The following is a 13668-nucleotide window of genomic DNA, read 5'->3' as shown; positions in this document are numbered from 1 at the left end:
ATGACGGAAACATGTTATTATGAAAATGAAAAGAGAGATATGCAGGAACATACCTCTCTAGTAGCCACTACTAGTTATAAGAACTAGCGGCTTACTGAGTTATTGGTTTTATTTCAAACGCTTAACCGTTCAGCTCCTCAAAGCTTATGAACGGTTATTTTTGTTGTCTAAGACAAGCGCTAAGATACCGAAGATAATGGTCACAACAAGTGTTGCAAAACCAATCATCAGTCCCAACGCTGCTTCAACGGACAAAAACATTGCTCCTTTCATTAAGATAAGAAGAATTGCGCATAAGCATCAACCTCCTTTCTCAACTCAGAAAGTCCTCGTTCATATAACTTTTATGACTAAAATAAGCATACCATCAAATTACTACATAAAATCTGACAACGTTAATTTTTCTTCTTAAAAATGACTTGCATCTAACGCATCGACCATTTCTTGTTCATTCCAAACGGTCACGCCTAAGCTTTCAGCTTTGGTTAATTTACTGCCTGCATCTTCGCCAGCAACCACAATGTCAGTTTTTTTCGAAACACTCCCTGTAACTTTTCCACCAAGATTTTCAATTTTTTCTTTGGCTTCTTCGCGAGTGTACTGCGTTAATTTTCCTGTTAAAACAACTGTTTTGTCTTTGAAAGGTGACTCCACTTCTGCTAATTGTTCTGTCCGGAGACCTTTATATGTCAAGTTCACTTGGGCTTTTTCCAGTTCAGCCATTAATTCATGAACTTCCTCATTTTCAAAATACGTCACAACGCTGTCTGCGATTGTTTCGCCAATTGAATCCAAAGCCACAATTTCTTCCGCAGTTGCTCGACTTAAGGTTGATAAATCACCAAAATGCTCCGCTAAAATTTTCGCCGCTTTCGCACCCACATGGCGAATCCCTAAGCCAAAAATCAAACGCTCTACAGAGTTTTCTTTACTCCCTTGAATGGCAGTATAAATGTTGTTTGCTGATTTTTCTTTGATTTTATCCAAAGTCATTAATTGTTCTTCTGTTAAGAAATACAGATCCGCTACGTCTTTCACTAATCCTTTGTCATACATTTGTGCTAACACTCTTGGCCCCAAGCCATCAATGTTCATTGCGTTTCGTGAGACAAAGTGATTCAGCCCTTCTTTAATTTGCGCAGGGCATTTTGGATTAATACAACGTAACGCCACTTCCTCATCTAAATGCACCAACTCACTATGACAAATTGGACAATGTGTCGGCATTTCATAAGGCTGACTATCGGCTGCACGTTTTTCAACTAGGACTTGCGCTACTTCTGGGATAATATCGCCGGCTTTGTAAATAATAACATGATCATTTAAACGGATATCTTTCATTTGAATAAAATCTGCATTATGCAAACTTGCCCGACTAACCGTGGTTCCCGCGACTCGTACAGGAGCCATGACCGCAGTAGGAGTGACCACCCCCGTGCGCCCAATTGTCCATTCAATATCTTCCACTACTGTTTCTGCTTCTTCTGGTGGAAATTTGTAGGCAATCGCCCAGCGAGGTGCTTTGACAGTGAAACCTAATTCATCTTGTAACGCAAATTCGTTCACTTTAATCACAATTCCATCGATTTCGTATGGCAAAGTGCTCCGCTTTTCATGGTATTCTTCAATGTAGGCCCAAACTTCATCGATTGACTGACATAATTGCCGTTCGGGATTGGTTCTAAAACCAATTGCAGAAAGCTCTTCTAATGCCTCAAACTGCGTCTTCGCTTTCATTGGCCCAAAATCAGCAACTGTGTATAAAAACGTATTTAAGTTCCGTTTTGCCACAATTTTTGTATCTAGTTGGCGCAAGCTGCCCGCCGCTGCATTCCGAGGATTGGCAAAAATATCTTGGCCATTTTCTTCACGTTCTTCATTCAATGCGACAAAGGATTGTTTAGGCATGTAGCACTCGCCACGAACTTCCACTGAAATGGGCTCCGTTAAACGCATCGGTACAGAGCGAACCGTTCGTAAGTTCTCTGTAATGTTTTCACCAACCGTTCCATCGCCTCGTGTTGCTCCGCGTACAAACACCCCGTTTTCATAACGTAATGAAATTGCTAACCCATCAATTTTTAACTCGCAACAGTAAGCAACGGGTTTACCAATCGCCTTACGAACACGTTCATCAAAAGCAAAAATGTCTTCCTTGCTAAACCCATCATTTAAACTATACATTGGAATGTCATGCGGAGCTTTTTCAAAACCAGATAAAACTTTGCCACCTACACGTTGTGTCGGCGAATCTGGCGTGATTAAATCAGGAAACTCCGTTTCAATATCGACTAACTCTTTATACAAACGATCGTAAACATAATCTTCTACGGATGGTTGATCTTTGACATAATATTCATGGGAATATTGATTGAGTTGTTTTCTTAATTCTTGCGCACGAGTTGTCGCCGCCGTTAATGTTAATGGTTGTTGTTCCATCGTAGAACTCCTCCTCATAAGTGTAATGCTCTTATCGTCTTTTTAACACATTTACACTAAGATAGAAAATAAAAAGAATTTATCTAATGATGATTTCTCATTAAATCACTGACCTATTTTGCATGTTAAATTTTTTCAATTGGTGCAAATGCCGCTAACAACCGTTTTATGCCTTTTTCTGGGAAAGCAATGTCCAACTCTAAGTCTTTGGCCGAACCGCCTACACGAACGACTGTACCAACGCCCCATGCTTTATGTTGGACCTTATCACCTGCTTGCCAAGAAACTTTTTCGCCACCACTTGCCACTTTGTTGCTAACTGATTTTGTAGCTGGTTGTGTATAAGCTGGTTTACTTGCGCTGGGCTTAAATACTTTAGGATCAAAGGTGCGCGCTGGAGCTTTCTGTAAATTGGCCGCCGCCCCTTGTTTCATTAAACGCTCCGCCTCAATTTCTTCTAAAAAGCGACTTGGTCGATTATATTGCGTGCGACCATATAATGTTCTCGAATAAGCATTCGTTAAAAACAGGGCTTCTTCCGCTCGGGTGATACCAACATAAGCCAAGCGCCGTTCTTCTTCCAGTTCACTTTCTTCTAGCATGGCACGTGATAATGGGAAAACCCCTTCTTCTAAGCCCATTAAAAAGACCACTGGAAATTCCAGCCCTTTGGCCGCATGCAACGTCATTAAGGTTACCTGCGAAGAGCTCTCTTCTAAATTATCTAAATCAGAAACCAAGGCTAAATCTGTTAAAAAATCCGCCAATTTTGTTTCTTCGCCATTTGGATCGTCGTTGTTTTGCGCTTCAAAACGTTTATCAAATTCTTGTGTCACAGATAAAAATTCGTCCAAGTTTTCTAAGCGAGCTTGAGACTCTAAATTATTTTGCGCCATCAAAGCTTCCCGATAACCACTACGTTGTAAAGTTTCTTTCACCAATTCTGTAATCGTTAAATAGGGCACTGTTTTCGTTAAGTCTTGAATCATCATGCCAAAATTACCAAGCTCTTTACCCGCTTTTCCTGAAATATTTGCCAAATCAACATTTTGGGCAGCTTCCAGCAAAGCCCAACCATGCGTATCCGCAAATAGTCGTAATTTTTCAATTGAACTTTTACCGATTCCTCGTTTTGGTTCATTGACAATTCGTTCAAAACTAATCGAATCATCTGGATTGGCAATCAAACTTAAATAAGCCAAAATATCTTTAATTTCTTTACGGTCGTAGAATTTATGTCCGCCCACCATGGTATACGGAATATTAGATTTCAAGAGCATTTCTTCCACTACACGGGATTGGGCATTGGTCCGATATAATACCGCAAAATCACCATAAATTCGGTCATTTTCCCGCATTTCTTTTTGGATTTGGCTCACAATAAATTGTGTTTCATCCCGTTCTGTGTCCCCACGATAATAGACAATTTTTTCACCGTCTATATTTTCTGTCCACAGTTCTTTCTCGCGGCGGTTACGGTTATTTTTGATGACATCATTCGCAGCCGCCAAAATGTTTTTGGTGGATCGATAATTTTGTTCTAGCAAAATTACACTGGCATCTGGATAATCTTTTTCAAAATCCAAGATATTTTGCATATCCGCCCCGCGCCAACCATAGATACTTTGGTCGGCATCACCTACGACACACAGATTTTTGAAACGTGCAGCCAATAAATTGACTAAGGTATATTGTGCATGATTGGTATCTTGGTATTCATCCACATGAATATAGTGAAATTTATTTTGGTAGAAAGCTAACGTATCTGGTTGTTCATTGAATAAACGAATCGTATTCATAATCAAATCATCAAAATCCATACATTGGTTTTTGCGTAATTCTTTTTGATAGGCTTCATAGCATTTTGCGACAATTTCTTCATATAAGGAACCTTGCATTTCAGCAACTTTTTCAGGCGTTTGTAATTCATTTTTAGCATTGCTAATCGTACCTAAAATTGAGCGAGGATCATATTTTTTTGAATCAATATTTAAGTCGTTTAAGATGCGTTTCATTAATGTTTTTTGTTCCGATGGGTCAATGATTGTAAAATTACGGTTGTAACCAATCTGATCCACATCACGACGTAAAATTCTTACACACATGGAGTGAAAAGTGGAGACCCATACATCTTCGCCACCCGTTTCCAGTAATTTATTTACACGCTCTTTCATTTCTTTAGCAGCTTTATTGGTAAACGTAATCGCCAAAATATTCCATGGATTTACTTCTTTTTCCTCAATTAGATAGGCAATTCGATGTGTTAAAACCCGCGTTTTTCCACTACCAGCACCAGCCATGACTAACAGTGGTCCTTCTGTATGCAAAACGGCTTCTTCTTGTCGAGGATTCATTCCCTGAACCAAGGCATGTTTTTGTGTCATATTAAACGTCCTCTCTCTTTTTTCAATCTTATACAGTATACCAAAAATCCCTTTGAAGTTCTTTAGAAAAGAACAAAAAATCTTTTTCTTTTTATATGAAATTTTCTTGTAAATCAAGTCAAACCGCAGTACATTAGTAAGTAGTGATGGAGGCTAAAAATGAAATGAATAATGATGTACATGAAATTAAACAATTAGATGGTACCCGAATCGGCTTTATCCTTAAAGGCATCGTCGTCGGAATTTTGGTCGGCTTTGTTGTCAGCTTATTTCGCTTAGGCATTGAAAAAATTGGCGAACAAGTCGTGCATCTGTATCAAACGTTTCACGAAAAACCCTTTTGGATGATTCCTTGGTTCTTATTTTCTCTCGTGCTTGCTTATTTATTAGGACGACTGATTAAGAGCGAACCAGCAATTAAAGGCAGTGGCATCCCCCAAGTGGAAGGACAACTCCAAGGTCAATTAGAAATTCACTGGTTTCCAGTGCTTTGGAAAAAATTTATCGGTGGGGTCTTAGCGATTAGTCCTGGGCTATTTTTGGGACGTGAAGGTCCTTCAATTCAACTAGGTGCAGTGGTTGGACAAGGCTATAGTCAATGGCGGCAAAGCACCAAGTCTGAAGAAAAAATTTTAATCAGTAGTGGTGCCAGTGCTGGTTTAGCCGCCGCTTTTAATGCACCAATCGCAGGCCTTTTATTTGTTCTAGAAGAGGTTCACCATTCCTTTTCACCTTTAGTTTGGTTAACCTCTTTTTCTGCGGCCATTTCCGCTAACTTTGTTTCTTTGCATTTCTTCGGATTGCAGCCAGTTCTTTATATTGGTCCCGTTAAATCTTTGCCTTTAGAGTACTATTGGACATTAGTACTGCTGGGCGTTTTGCTAGGATTGTTAGGTTGGATATATCAAAAAACATTGTTGTCCTTACCAAAAGTATATGGAAAAATCAAAGGCCTTTCTTCTAATTATTATGGTTTTATTCCTTTTATTTTGATTTTACCGATTGGTTATTTCTTTCCACATTTACTTGGCGGTGGGAATCAAATTGTTTTAGCTTTAGGCAATCAACCGGCCACGATTTGGGCTTTAGTCGGCTTACTGGTTTTACGTTTTGTTTTTTCAATGGTTTCTTACGGTTCGAATCTCCCTGGTGGTATTTTCTTGCCTATTCTAACTTTAGGTGCCATTATCGGAACATTGTATGGCAGTCTACTTGTCCAATACGTAGGGATGGATCCAATTTTTGTGAAAAACTTTTTAATTTTTGCCATGGCTGGTTATTTTACTGCGATTGGTAAAGCACCGTTAACAGCAATTATTTTAGTAACAGAAATGGTCGGCAATTTTTCTCATTTAATGTCTTTAGGGGTTGTCGCTTTAGTTAGTTATATTACCATCGATAGTCTTGGCGGCAAGCCAATTTATGAAAGCTTATTAGAACGTTTGGTTCCTTCTAAAGTAAGTAATATTCGTGGCCACAAAACGATTATTGAATTACCTATCACTGCAGAAAGTTCCTTAGATGATACGATGGTACGTGATTTTATCTGGCCTAAACAAATGTTGCTCACTTCCATTCGGCGTGGCGAATCGGAAATTTTAACACATGGTGATACTGTTATGCATGTTGGCGATGTGCTCATTATTTTGACCGATGAAAAACTCGCTTACCAAGTCAAAAAAGAGATTTATCAAAAAACTTTACCGAATGATTTAGTGAATTAAAGAAAGCTGCTGAACCTGAGTTCAGCAGCTTTCTTTTTTTCTTATGACTGTTTTTTAATTTTTTTGAATGTTTTTGACCGTTTTAGATTGATTAGCGTTTTCATTTGTGCTATTATATCCATGAAATGAGGGATGAAAATGCTTACGGAAGAACGACATCAAAAAATTTTACAATTGTTAGATCAAAAATCAGTCGTCAAATCGCAAGAACTTGCTAGCTTGTTCAATGCTTCAGAATCCACAATCCGCCGCGATTTACAAGAATTAGAAGACGCCAATTTGTTAGAACGCATTCACGGCGGCGCTAAGCGTATTCTTAATTTAGGCTTTGAACAAAACATGACGGAAAAATCAATCAAAAACACGCACGAAAAGCAAAAGATTGCTTCTTTAGCCGCTAGTTGTGTACAAGATGGCGATATGATCTATTTAGATGCTGGTTCAACCACGTTAGAAATGATCCCTTTTTTAGTTGGGAAACAAATCCATGTAGTGACGAATTCCGTGCATCACGCTGCAAAACTTAGCGATATGGAAATTCCCACTATTATGCTTGGTGGTACTTTGAAGCTCTCCACTAAAGCAATCATTGGTGCCACTAGTATGGAACAGCTACAACATTTTCGTTTTAACAAAGCTTTTTTAGGAACTAACGGCGCACATTTAGAGTTTGGTTTAACGACGCCTGATCCCGAAGAAGCAGCGCTAAAAGCCTTGGCTATTCATCAAGCAGAAACAGCCTATGTTTTACTGGATCATACAAAATTTAATGAAGTAACGTTTACCAAAGTGGAAGAATTAGAGTCAGTTACTTTACTAACTGACTACTGCCCTGCTGAATCGCTTCAAGGATTCCAGCAAAAAACTATTTTAATGGAGGCAAACAAATGATTTACACAGTGACTTTAAACCCTTCTATCGACTTTATCGTTCATGTCGATCATCTACAAATTGGTGATTTAAATCGGATGACGAATGATTTTAAATTACCTGGCGGCAAAGGAATCAACGTTTCACGTATTTTAAAACGTATGGAGACAGAATCCACTGCCTTAGGTTTTTTAGGTGGTTTTACAGGCTCATTTATTGCCGATTGGTTGAAAAAAGAAGAAATCCAAACGAATTTCACTCCCGTGTCTGCTGATACACGAATCAACATTAAATTGAAATCAGATACTGAAACAGAAATTAACGGCTTAGGACCTGCTCTAACAAACGAAGAAATTCAAGAACTAAAACAAGCAGTTAGTCGTGTTCAGGCTGGTGATATTGTTGTTCTTTCAGGAAGTACACCTGCTTCTCTACGCAAAGGATTTTACGAAGAGTTAATCCAAATTGTGAAGGAAAAAGGCGCAGAATTTGTTATTGATACGACAGGTGAAGATTTAATGAACGCTTTGTCACAAAAGCCTTTATTGGTCAAGCCAAATAATCATGAGTTGGCAGAATTATATCATACAACCTTTACAAGTGTTGAAGACATTTTACCTTATGGACATCGGTTACTAGAAGAAGGAGCGCAACACGTAATTATCTCAATGGCTGGTGATGGTGCATTACTTTTCACAACAGAAGGTGTTTATCGTTCCAACGTTTTAAAACGTCCACTGAAAAATTCTGTCGGCGCTGGCGACTCAATGATTGCTGGTTTTATTGGCAACTTTTCAAAAACACAAGATCCTTTAGAGGCTTTCAAATGGGGTGTCGCTTGCGGTAGCGCGACCGCATTTTCTGATGATTTAGCCTCAGAAGATTTTATCCAAGAACTTATTCACGAAGTAACAATTGAAAAAATTTCAGAATAAATCCACTAAGGGAGGAAAATAGAGTGAACATTAATGATTTATTAATAAAAGATGTCATGATTATGGATTTACAAGCTACTGATAAAAAAGGCGCGATTGATGAAATGGTCCAAAAATTATACGATGGTGGCCGCATCTCTGACATTGACACTTACAAAGAAGGAATTTTAAAACGCGAAGCACAAACATCGACTGGTTTAGGCGACGGCATCGCTATGCCTCACGCAAAAAATAGTGCCGTAAAAGAACCGACAGTTCTTTTCGCTAAAAGTAAAAAAGGGGTTGATTATGAAGCACTAGATGGACAACCTACTTATCTATTCTTCATGATTGCTGCTCCAGAAGGCGCCAATGATACACATCTCCAAGCACTTGCGGCCCTTTCTCGATTACTTATCGATCCAGACTTTGTTGGCAAATTGAAAGAAGCGGAAACTCCAGAAGCAGTCCAAGCTCTTTTCCAAGCAGCAGAAGATCAAAAAGAAGCGGAAGAAAAAGCAGAACAAGAACAAACAACGCCAGCACCAGAAAGCAATCGTAAATATATTATTGCTGTGACTGCTTGTCCTACAGGAATTGCTCACACTTACATGGCTGAAGATGCACTGAAGAAAAAAGCAAAAGAAATGGGCGTAGACATTAAAGTAGAAACAAACGGTTCAGAAGGAATTAAAAATCGTTTGACTGCTGAAGATATTGCTCGTGCTGATGGCGTAATTGTCGCAGCCGATAAAAAAGTAGAAATGAATCGTTTTGATGGTAAAAAATTAGTCAATCGTCCCGTCAGTGATGGAATTCGTAAAACCGAAGAACTAATTAACTTAGCCATTAGTGGTGAAGCTCCTACTTTCCATGGCAGTGACTCGGCTGCAAGCGACCAAGAGGATTCAGCGGAAGGTTCAATCGGTTCTCGTATCTATAAAGATTTAATGAATGGTGTTTCTCATATGTTACCTTTCGTTATTGGTGGCGGAATTGCCATTGCTCTTTCCTTTATGATTGATCAATTTATCGGAGTTCCTCAAGATCAATTAGCCAATTTAGGGAATTACAATGACGTAGCTAGCTGGTTTAACCAAATTGGTGGCGCAGCATTTGGCTTTATGTTACCTGTCTTAGCTGGTTTTATTGCTTCTAGTATTGGGGATCGTCCAGGCTTAGTTGCTGGTTTCGCCGCTGGTGCGTTAGCAAACGCTGGAGGCGCTGGGTTCCTTGGGGCCCTAATCGGTGGTTTCTTAGCTGGTTATGTAGTGGTTCTTTTACGTAAAGTCTTCAAAGGCTTGCCAAAATCATTAGATGGAATTAAAACCATTTTATTCTATCCAGTTTTTGGTTTGATTATTACGGGCTTATTAATGTTAGTCATTAACATCCCAATGAAAGCAATTAATGATGCGTTAAATCATTTCCTACTTGGCTTAGATGGCACAAATGCAGCTTTACTTGGTGCTTTATTAGCTGGTATGATGGCCATCGACTTAGGTGGACCAGTTAACAAAGCTGCTTATGTTTTCGGTACAGCTACGCTAGCAAGTACTGTTGCAGAAGGTGGCAGCGTGGTCATGGCTTCTGTAATGGCTGGCGGAATGGTTCCTCCATTAGCAATTTTCGTAGCAACTCGTTTATTTAAAAATAAATTTACAAAAGATCAACAAGATGCCGGCTTAACCAATATTGTAATGGGCCTTTCTTTTGTCACTGAAGGGGCAATTCCTTTTGCAGCAGCTGACCCATTACGTGTGATTCCAAGTTTCGTGGTAGGTTCTGCCTTTACTGGTGCGTTGGTTGGTGCGTTTGGTATCAAATTATTGGCACCACATGGAGGAATCTTTGTCGTATTCCTATTAAGTAATCCATTACTATATCTATTGTTCATCTTAATTGGGGCGATTATTTCAGGAATTGTCTACGGACTTTTGAAAAAACCTGTCGAAGTACCTGCTTAAAAAAAACAGCAAAAAAGCGATTCAACCATGGTTGAATCGCTTTTTATTATAGAATTACTAACTATACTATATTCTTTTTTGAGCTAACTTCTTTACTCTTAGATATTCTGCTCGTGAATCTTTGGCCTCTTGTTTCATGGTTGGATAAACTTTTCTTATATCATTAGCAGTAATAAAGAAAAAAATGATTGTAATAATCCTTAATACTAATACAACATACAAAATTAATTCAATTATCACAAAATTTGCCCATCCAGCTATAATTGCACCAAAGAAAACAAGTAAAAGGAATACAGCTATTGCCTCCGTTACATAGACTAGTACAGGTGCAACATATTTTCTTTTAGGTAATTTTTCTAACTTGCTCACTCCCATGTTCGCAATAAGTGTAGTAACAAATAAGACCGAGCCCCACGATTTATTGGTTTCAACTCCTAAAAATCCAAAAATAAAAATGACCATAAGGATTATTGGAATTGCTAAATAAAACCCATACATCTGATACGGTCTACTTCTATCTTTCATTTCTTGTTTTGCTTTTTTCACAGTTTCTTTCATATACAACCTACACTCCACTTCTTTTTTTCGTAAAGTATCTCATTGAAAAATTAAAAGTATATGTAATCAAATAGATTATTTTTAAGATACAATTTTTCATAAGACGCTGCTTTTTTCACTTTCTTAAATACACCCATTTTGTTTTTTTATCACTTCCCCGTTGCGTTGTCTTTGGCAGTTATTTTCCCTAATCTTCCTCCCTTCCAATTTTATAGTATTAAAGAATAATAAGTCATCAAAGTATTGATCTTTCTAGTTACTTGTTCTTTTGATAAGTATTTAGAACATATCACTGGGGTGCATCCACATAAAAAAATCATTACATAACCATTATATTCTAATTTTACCAAACTATTTTATTAGTTAAAAATGCAAATTCGCATATTCTTAATAATTTAATACAAAAAAACAAGCTCTTTTAAAAGAACTTGTTTTTTTACTTCCCTATATTATTTTCTCTTTATCGCATAATTTTCTAAATACTCAGGATTTCCTTTGCTTCTGATATACGTGTACACGCCCATCACAAAGGCCCCAATGGTATTGGTAAATAAATCCCCCATCGTATCCATCAAAGCAGCACGCCCAATAAATGGTTGGCCGTTGGACATATTATAGCGTTGTAAGTTCATGTTTCCTAATGAATCGCAGATAAATTCCCAGAATTCCCAGAAGACGCCACAAAGCCCTGCAAATGCAAACCCAAATAATAAAAATAACCACGGGGAAACATCGGCGTACTTCGTTTTCTTCAATAGGAAAGCAGCAATACCATAACCCACAGCAGTTAAAAGCATCGGACTAACAAAGTGTAAAATTTTATCCCAGAACGAAATGATTGAAATCATATGCAACGAGGTTCCTAGGAATACTGAAATAAACAAGAAAAACCAGTAAAAATAAACGATAGTCGGTGGCATAATAATTTTTAAAAATTTATTGACAAGATCCGGTAAAAAGATCAGCCCAATTCCAAGTAAACATTCGATAACAAACGTCACACCTTGTTTTGTTGAATACTTAGCCGTAAAAAATTCCCAGAGATTGTACGTCAAGCATAAGATGCCAAACACCACTAATCCATATTTAATTTTCGAATAATTTTTATCCATTTTGACACACCCTTTCAAAAGTTATTTTATATGAAAAAAACTGTAGATGAAAGACACCTTCCATCTACAGTTTTAGAAAACTCTATCGAATGAAGAGCTTATTAAAAATGTTTATTTTTCAACAGCTGTTTCAGTAATTGTTTCAACAGCACGTTTCATACGAATATCGTGTTCTAACATGTCGTTGTTTAATACTTTACGTACTTGCGCTTCAGGCATGTTGTATTGTTCTGCTAAATCTTTCACTTCAGCATCGATGTCTTCTTGTGTTACTTCGATGTTTTCAGCTTTGGCAACTGCTTCAATCACTAAGTTTGTTTTTGTGCGTGTTTCTGCTTCGCCTTCAAATTGTTTGTGTAAATCTTCTTCTGTAGAACCAGTTAATTGGTAGTACATTTCAGGAGAAATTCCTTGGCGTTGCATGTTGTTTAAGAATTCATCCATTGAACGGTGAACTTCGTCGTGAACCATTACGTGTGGTAATTCAACGATTTCAGCATTTTCAACAGCTAAACGAATTGCTTCTTCGTCTTTTGCTTCTTCAGCTGCTGCTTCTTTTGCTTCTGTCAATTCTTTACGGAATTTTTCTTTTAATTCGTCTAATGATTCTACTGAATCGTCAACGTCTTTTGCAAATTCATCATCCAATTCTGGTAATTCTTTTGCTTTTACTTCATGAACAGTTACTTTGAAAACTGCTTCTTTACCAGCTAAATCTTCTGCTTGGTAATCTTCAGGGAAAGTAACGTTTACTTCTACTTCTTCGCCAGCTTTTTTGCCAACTAATTGGTCTTCAAAGCCTGGAATAAATGAATTAGAACCTAATTCTAATGAGTAATTTTCGCCTTTGCCGCCTTCAAATGCTTCGTCGCCTAAGAAGCCTTCAAAGTCGATAACTACAGTGTCGCCATTTTCAGCAGCGGCATCTTCTTTGATTACTAATTCAGCTTGAGATTCTTGTTCGCGTTTCAAACGTGCTTCCACGTCTTCATCTGTTACTTCACGGTCTTGTTTAGACACTGTTAAGTTTTTGTATTCGCCTAATTTTACTTCAGGTTTTACAGTTACTTCAGCAGTGATAACCCAGTCTTCCCCTTTATTCATGCTTTCAACATCAATTTTTGGTTGTGCTACTGGTTCAATTCCTGCTTCTAAAACAGCCGCTTCATATGCTTCTGGTAAAACAGCGTTTAACGCATCTTCGTATAACGCTTCTTCTCCATACATACGGTTAAAAACAGTACGTGATACTTTTCCTTTACGGAAACCAGGTACGTTTAAGTTTTTTTTCACTTTATTGAACGCTTGCGTTAATCCTTTTTCGATTACTGCTTGTTCGATTGAAAAAGTTAATACACCATCATTAGTGCCTTTTTTTTCCCATTTCGCAGACATTTGTTTCCCTCCGAATAACATTTAATTTTATACATCAAACTTTATTTATGCATACCTTTAAATAGTACACTATCCCTAGGAAAATGTAAATATTTTAAGTGCTAAGAAGTGAAAGAAAGACTCGATTTTTAGCAAACTATCAGTTTTTTAATTTTTTCGGATTAAAAAAGCATAGAATTTCGAGAAATTTCCTTCTTAAAATCCTAAAAGATTGTGAACAAAATATCTTGTTCATCATCGGATGTAATCGCTTTACTTTATGAATGGCCCATTATAGAATGTATGTACTCAATATTTACGCATTA

General features: G+C 37.7%; 11 protein-coding genes. 5 read left to right on the top strand and 6 right to left on the bottom strand.

Annotation, left to right across the window (positions count from 1 at the left end; translation table 11 throughout):
• Positions 1–144: 144 nt before the first annotated feature.
• A complete protein-coding gene (locus IGK86_RS02300; protein WP_306291989.1) occupies positions 145–237 on the bottom strand; it encodes a putative holin-like toxin in 93 nt (30 codons plus the stop codon).
• Here IGK86_RS02300 and IGK86_RS02295 point away from each other — a divergent pair.
• Positions 197–412, top strand: a complete 216-nt coding sequence (locus IGK86_RS02295) for a hypothetical protein (protein WP_002399765.1) — start codon at positions 197–199, stop codon at positions 410–412. The two genes, IGK86_RS02300 and IGK86_RS02295, sit on opposite strands and share 41 nt — an antisense overlap.
• On the opposite strand, the gene ligA is transcribed toward IGK86_RS02295, so the two are convergent.
• Entirely contained in the window at positions 409–2439 is a 2031-nt protein-coding gene (gene ligA / locus IGK86_RS02290) for an NAD-dependent DNA ligase LigA (protein WP_002375948.1), read from the bottom strand. The genes IGK86_RS02295 and ligA overlap by 4 nt on opposite strands.
• Before the next feature lie 125 nt (positions 2440–2564).
• Entirely contained in the window at positions 2565–4823 is a 2259-nt protein-coding gene (gene pcrA / locus IGK86_RS02285) for a DNA helicase PcrA (RefSeq protein ID WP_002363179.1), read from the bottom strand.
• 164 nt (positions 4824–4987) lie between these two features.
• Here pcrA and IGK86_RS02280 point away from each other — a divergent pair, with 164 nt between their 5' ends.
• The 4 genes from IGK86_RS02280 to IGK86_RS02265 all read left to right on the top strand — a co-directional run bounded on the left by IGK86_RS02280 (position 4988) and on the right by IGK86_RS02265 (position 10298).
• Positions 4988–6547 carry a ClC family H(+)/Cl(-) exchange transporter gene (locus tag IGK86_RS02280; RefSeq protein WP_033627751.1) on the top strand — a complete coding sequence of 520 codons (1560 nt, stop codon included), beginning with the start codon at positions 4988–4990 and terminating at the stop codon, positions 6545–6547.
• A gap of 138 nt (positions 6548–6685) precedes the next feature.
• Positions 6686–7438 (top strand): DeoR/GlpR family DNA-binding transcription regulator, encoded by a 753-nt coding sequence (locus tag IGK86_RS02275; protein WP_002381250.1) that lies wholly within the window; start codon positions 6686–6688, stop codon positions 7436–7438.
• Positions 7435–8352 carry a 1-phosphofructokinase gene (gene pfkB / locus IGK86_RS02270; RefSeq protein ID WP_002363177.1) on the top strand — a complete coding sequence of 306 codons (918 nt, stop codon included), beginning with the start codon at positions 7435–7437 and terminating at the stop codon, positions 8350–8352. Before IGK86_RS02275 ends, pfkB begins: the two co-directional genes overlap by 4 nt.
• A 23-nt stretch (positions 8353–8375) precedes the next feature.
• On the top strand, positions 8376–10298 hold the full coding sequence (locus IGK86_RS02265; RefSeq protein ID WP_002382993.1) for a PTS fructose transporter subunit IIABC: 1923 nt from the start codon (positions 8376–8378) through the stop codon (positions 10296–10298).
• A 66-nt stretch (positions 10299–10364) separates the two neighbouring features.
• Here the strand turns inward: IGK86_RS02265 and IGK86_RS02260 are convergent, their stop codons facing one another.
• The 3 genes from IGK86_RS02260 to tig all read right to left on the bottom strand — a co-directional run bounded on the left by IGK86_RS02260 (position 10365) and on the right by tig (position 13363).
• Complete coding sequence (locus IGK86_RS02260; protein WP_010713884.1) at positions 10365–10856, bottom strand: hypothetical protein; 492 nt, start codon at positions 10854–10856, stop codon at positions 10365–10367.
• A 449-nt stretch (positions 10857–11305) separates the two neighbouring features.
• Positions 11306–11968, bottom strand: coding sequence for a hypothetical protein (locus IGK86_RS02255; protein ID WP_010713885.1), 663 nt, complete (start codon positions 11966–11968; stop codon positions 11306–11308).
• 111 nt (positions 11969–12079) lie between these two features.
• A complete protein-coding gene (gene tig, locus IGK86_RS02250; protein WP_002355556.1) occupies positions 12080–13363 on the bottom strand; it encodes a trigger factor in 1284 nt (427 codons plus the stop codon).
• Positions 13364–13668: the final 305 nt, after the last annotated feature.

The organism is Enterococcus sp. DIV1206 (assembly GCF_051712485.1).
Lineage (GTDB): Bacteria > Bacillota > Bacilli > Lactobacillales > Enterococcaceae > Enterococcus > Enterococcus faecalis.
The sequence above is the reverse complement of the archived record's forward strand: the minus strand, read 5'-3'. Positions and strand labels throughout refer to the sequence as shown.